Here is a 5,357-nt window from a genome sequence, read left to right as displayed (position 1 = left end):
AGCCGAAATCGTTGAAAAGACAACCAAGTATCAGGCCCAGATAGCTACGGCGAACATGACACTTCTCATCAATGATGTGGAGCTGAGCATTCCTCAAGGCACGCCAGCCACCTATCTTGCTGAACTCATTGGAGCGTTGTCATGAAAGGTATGCTCAGCGCTCCAGACATTTACCTTTATCGTGAAAGCGTCGATTTTAGAAAGTCCATCAACGGCCTTGCAGCGATTATCGAAAATGATACTGACTTGCCTCTTGGCAGCGGTGCGCTGTTCCTGTTTACCAATAAACAGCGCGATAAGATTAAAGTGTTGTACTGGGATAAAACAGGCTTCGCCCTCTGGTATAAACGCCTTGAAAAAGCCAAGTATAAGTGGCCTTCAAAAGAGAAAAATCAGGTGTTTACCCTCACTCAATTTGAGCTTGATAGACTGCTTTCAGGCTTCACAATTATCGGCCACGAACCCATCAAAATAAACGATTTTACAATGAGTTAATCGAGAATAAAGCCTTATTCTCCAAGCGTTAACGGCACGATTTCAGTATAATCAATGCTATGAAAAAGACGCCAAATATCGACCCAGAAAGCCAAGATGTTGCCGAGCTACAAGCGATGGTAGCTGCTCTGATGTCGGAGAAAAATGAGTGGAAACAAGAGCGCCAATCGCTGCTTGAACAACTCAAACTCGCCTTCGACCGTCAGTTCGCGAAACGCTCGGAGGCATTAAAGCCTTACGATGAATCACAAGGTGACCTCTTCAACGAAGCGGAGTGTGAAGCCGTTAAAGAAGACGAGGTTGAGGTGACAACCACGACCACAACGAAAAAGCGCGGTAAACGTAAACCTCTGCCTAAGACCTTGCCTCGTGAGGTTATCGAACTTGATGTAGACGACCATGAAAAGCAGTGCGCTTGCTGCAATCATAGCCTGCATAAAATCGGTGAAGACCGCAGCGAGAAGCTAGAGTTCACGCCAGCGGTACTCAAAGTGTTGGAATATGTTCGTCCTAAGTACGCTTGCCGCCAGTGCGAGAAAACAGATGACAGCAGCCGTATCGTTCAGAAGCCATCCCCTCAGAGTCTCATCCCTAAAAGCTTCGCCACAGAAAGCTTGCTGACCAACATCATTCTTGGCAAATACCAATACGCGATGCCACTTTATCGCCAAGAATCGCTGTTTACCCAGTCGGGTATCGAGCTATCACGCACCACCATGGCAAGGTGGGTTATCCAAGTCAGTGAGAAGTTCGCCCCGCTGTATGCGGCCTTGAAGGAGAACCTGCTTCAACAAGTGGTGGTTCAGGCGGATGAAACGCCGCTCAATGTGCTCAAAGAAGAGAAGAAGTGTTATATGTGGCTCTACTGCTCAGGCGCTGACTCACCCGAATCGGCACTGCCGAATGTGAAAAATATTGCCTTGTACAACTATCAAAACAGTCGCGCGAGGGCGTGTCCCGTGGACTTTTTAGGTGACTACAACGGTTATCTACAAACCGATGGCTACGCGGCTTATGATGGTCTGCATCACGTCACCAATGTAGGGTGCTTAGCGCATGCTCGTCGCAAGTTCATGGATGCGAAGAAGCTTCAAGGGAAAGGTAAATCAGGCAAGGCTGATAAGGCGCNNACAATTATCGGCCACGAACGGCTTTGTTTCCTAAATCAGGGAACTAATGCTTAAAGCTACGATCAGATCATCTAAGTTCACTCACATACTTAGAGCAATGCCAAAGCCTTGCTACAGAACAACTAACTGGAAACAATATAACCAAGCCCTAATCAATCGTGGTTCACTGACATTCTGGATTGATGAGGAAGCGATTCAACAGTGGAAGCAACTCAAGCAAGGTAAACGAGGTCGACCTCGATTGTTTAGTGACTTAGCCATTACGACCGCCCTCATGGTTAAACGAGTATTCGCGATGCCGTTGAGAGCGTTACAAGGATTCATCGATTCTGTTTTCAAACTCGCTCAACTCCCGTTGTCATGTCCTCATTATTCATGCATCAGTAAACGAGCCAAAACGGTTAATGTGTCATTCAAGACAAAAACCCGAGGCGCAATACAGCATTTAGCCATTGATGCAACAGGGCTAAAGGTCTACGGTGAAGGTGAATGGAAAGTAAAAAAACATGGTACTGACGGGAAGCGTCGAGTTTGGCGTAAGCTCCATTTAGCCGTAGACACTGGCACTCATGAAATCATTGCGGCTGAGTTAAGTTTATCGAATGTCACTGACGGTGAAGCTCTTCCTAATTTACTGAATCAAACTCGTCGTAGAATCAATAAGATATCTGGTGATGGAGCTTACGATACAAGACAATGCTACGAAGCAATACGTATTAAACAAGCTGTTCCACTTATTCCACCGAGAGAAGGTGCTGCTTTTTGGTTACGAGGTCACCCCCGTAATCTGGCGGTAGCTTGCCAGAAATTATACGGCTCAAATAAACATTGGAAAAAGAAGTACGGTTACCATAAACGGTCACTTTCAGAGACGGCTATGTTCCGTGTAAAGACACTGTTTGGTGGGCGATTAAGTTTAAGAAACTATAATGCTCAGGTTGGTGAAACCTACGCCATGATTAAAGCGTTGAATAAGCTCACAGGGTTAGGTTGCCTAAAACGATAGAAATAGCCTAATAATCACCCATACTGGCCGTTTCTATCTGAGATCCAATTAGGAAACAAAGCCCCAAGGTACTGCAAACGAATATCTAACATTCTTACACCAGCAAAACCAGATAGTGGAATCTTTTGATTTTTTTGAGATGGGGCATGCAGAATCTGCTGTGCTTATGGTGCCAGAACGATCTATATCGCCAATTATTGTGCGCTGCCTGATTCAAGCTGCACGTGAACAGCGTCGGGTGGATATTGATTATGGCTCGCTTTCCACTCCAAAAATCGTCGGACGTAATATTGTCCCTCATACGATTGTGAATGATGGTATCCGCTGGCATGTACGGGCTTACTGTGAGCACCGTAGCGAGTATCGAGATTTTGTACTCAGCCGATTTCGCAACGTACCTGATCTGCTTGACAGATCGAACTATGGTCGCGATCGGGATACCGACTGGAACGAAATGGCAGAGATAAAGGTCATCCCTAACCCTTATTTAGAGCCGGCACAGCAAAAAATTATTGCGGAGGACTATGGCATGAACGACGGACACCTGGCTATCAAATCACGAAACGCACTAGTGAAGTACATTGTTCAAAGACTCAATATATGTCTAGATGAAAATCAACTTTGTGAGAGTCCGAAAGCATTTCAGCTTACTGTAAAGGATCGTGAGGCTATTCGACCTCATATGATTAATAGTGTTATTGCATAGGCGTTTTGTCTAGGGTAGTCCAGTTCATAAGCAAAGGTTCGAGGTCGTTGACTTCACAACCAAGTCTACTAGTCACAAACTTAATTAAGTGAGTATCAAGGTGATCTCAGGTCGCTTGACAGGTAAGTCACAATCTTAATCACAGATTTCCATGAAATTTGCTGTTTGGAATCAGTCCTTGTGGTCACAAACTTAATTATAAGACGACACCAGCTAACCAACAATCCACATATAGACTTTCTATTATCGTTGTTGAATATCTAAGTTTTGGTTCTATTTGTAACGCCAGTAATAAACTTATCTACTTCCGCATAGAACTTGGCCGGATCGTTTTGCACCCAGTGGTTTGCGCCCTCAAATGAAACGTTGTCTAACGTACTAATAAACTCTTTCGCACGCTCACAACCCTCTAGGCTGTCAGCACCCCAAAAATATACTTTAGGTATGGATAAGTTTTCGAAAATTTGTCCCCAGCCAACCACGCCACGGATATCTTGAGTCGCATGTTGTCCGTAGATTTCACTGGCGGTTTGACCAAGAACCTCTGGCTCACATCTTCTAACTGACGAAAGATACTTAACACCTGCTCCGTGTCCTCAAGCCATGGGAAAACGTTTTGAGAAACCTTCTCCTTTCACCCAGTTCGCAAACTCGTCAGTGCTTAGTTCAGAATATGTATCTGCAATAATCTGGGATAGGATGATGCTTTCTTCGTGCAGTCCGCCTTCAGCATTAATGAAACCACGCACGATGCATCTCGTGTCGTATTCACAAATCAACGTCGATGTATCGCCTCCCCAAGAGTGCCCAAGTAGAAAGCAACCATGGATGCTCAATAAGTCGAGTGCTTTCAATATTCGATTTGCTTGAGTTTCTGTTGAGTGGGATATATTCGAAGCAGGAGAATAGCCATAACCACACAGGTCAAACATGACTAAGTTGTAATTCGGTAGCCAGTCAAACACATCGGCAAAACATAAATGTGACTCACCCAACCCATGAATCAACACCAGTGTTTCCTGAGACTCTTTGATATCAGTCGACAAGCAATAAAGCTGATCACCATCGATCTCTAACCACTTTTCTATCAACACATTATCCTCACACTTCTAATCGCAGACTTTGGATTTATCTTAACGAATCCAACACGATAAGAAAGGTTAATTTGGTTAAGTTTTATAAACTTATTGACCTTACTGTAAGGGGAAGGTTTAAGGTCAACTCACGAGCTCAATATAACTAGGAAACGATTATGGGATGTTGCAATAAAGCGCCAAAAGGTGGAGCCCCTCTTGGCTTACTTTTAAAAGTCACGCTTGGAATTGGGTTATTTGTGTTTCTGCTGGCATTGTGGCAATAGGAGAGTTATCCAGCACTAGATTTGAAGCTAAGACGTGGCGGTATATATCAGAGCAACTTGAACTCAATAAATCCAATGCTTGACCCTATACGGTAAGGTGTTTATATTGTCGCCCGCCCAACGGGGCACATCCTAAAATGCACACCGGCCATCCTGCCATCATTCGTGTATTTATATTGGTGTTGTGAACTTCCATGCTAACGAAACTTCGTCCTTTTACTCGTGAATCGGGTGCGCTTATGCATCTTTCGGTTCCAATCATTTTGACTCAAATAGCTACCCAAGCGATGGGATTTGTCGATACGACAATGGCTGGCCAAGTAAGCCCTGCCGATCTCGCCGCTATTGCTCTCGGCACTAGCCTTTGGATCCCTGTGTTGCTGCTACTGCGTGGCGTGATTATGGCGTTAACACCTGTTGTCGCTTACCACCGTGGCGCACGTGACTTTCAAAGTATCTCTGTTGAATTCTTCCAGATGGTTTGGCTCGCATTAATTGCTAGCGTGCTGCTTATCGCTTACTTGGTGAGTGCGAAACCGATCCTAGAATGGATTGGTGTTGCCGCTGAAATCATCCCTATCGGCAGTGACTATGCCTTTGCCCTCGCCTTTGGTGTACCGGGTATTGCCCTTTTCTACACCTTGAATGGTTTCTGTGAAG

General features: G+C 44.9%; 4 protein-coding genes and 3 pseudogenes. 6 read left to right on the top strand and 1 reads right to left on the bottom strand.

Going from position 1 to position 5,357, the window contains the following annotated elements; translation table 11 throughout:
• The 5 genes and pseudogenes from AB4512_RS20900 to AB4512_RS20880 form a co-directional block, all read left to right on the top strand.
• A pseudogene (locus AB4512_RS20900) lies at positions 1-145 on the top strand (IS66 family insertion sequence element accessory protein TnpB); the annotation flags it as partial.
• The gene (tnpB, locus tag AB4512_RS20895) at positions 142-495 is read left to right on the top strand and encodes an IS66 family insertion sequence element accessory protein TnpB (RefSeq protein WP_017037716.1); all 354 of its coding nucleotides are present in this window, start codon (positions 142-144) and stop codon (positions 493-495) included. The pseudogene AB4512_RS20900 and the gene tnpB, both read left to right, overlap by 4 nt.
• A gap of 59 nt (positions 496-554) precedes the next feature.
• A pseudogene (gene tnpC, locus AB4512_RS20890) lies at positions 555-1,622 on the top strand (IS66 family transposase); the annotation flags it as partial.
• 100 nt (positions 1,623-1,722) lie between these two features.
• On the top strand, positions 1,723-2,631 hold the full coding sequence (locus tag AB4512_RS20885; RefSeq protein WP_372175546.1) for an IS5 family transposase: 909 nt from the start codon (positions 1,723-1,725) through the stop codon (positions 2,629-2,631).
• A gap of 115 nt (positions 2,632-2,746) precedes the next feature.
• Positions 2,747-3,337 (top strand): WYL domain-containing protein, encoded by a 591-nt coding sequence (locus AB4512_RS20880; protein ID WP_372175545.1) that lies wholly within the window; start codon positions 2,747-2,749, stop codon positions 3,335-3,337.
• 260 nt (positions 3,338-3,597) lie between these two features.
• Here the strand turns inward: AB4512_RS20880 and AB4512_RS20875 are convergent.
• Positions 3,598-4,431: pseudogene (locus AB4512_RS20875) on the bottom strand (alpha/beta fold hydrolase).
• Between the two features lie 460 nt (positions 4,432-4,891).
• Between AB4512_RS20875 and AB4512_RS20870 the strand changes: the two are divergent.
• A partial coding sequence (locus AB4512_RS20870; RefSeq protein WP_372175544.1) for an MATE family efflux transporter occupies positions 4,892-5,357 on the top strand: 466 nt, incomplete at its 3' end.

The organism is Vibrio sp. 10N.222.52.B7, from assembly GCF_041474275.1.
GTDB classification, from domain to species: Bacteria; Pseudomonadota; Gammaproteobacteria; order Enterobacterales; family Vibrionaceae; genus Vibrio; species Vibrio crassostreae_C.
This window is presented reverse-complemented; position numbering and strand designations above follow the sequence as displayed.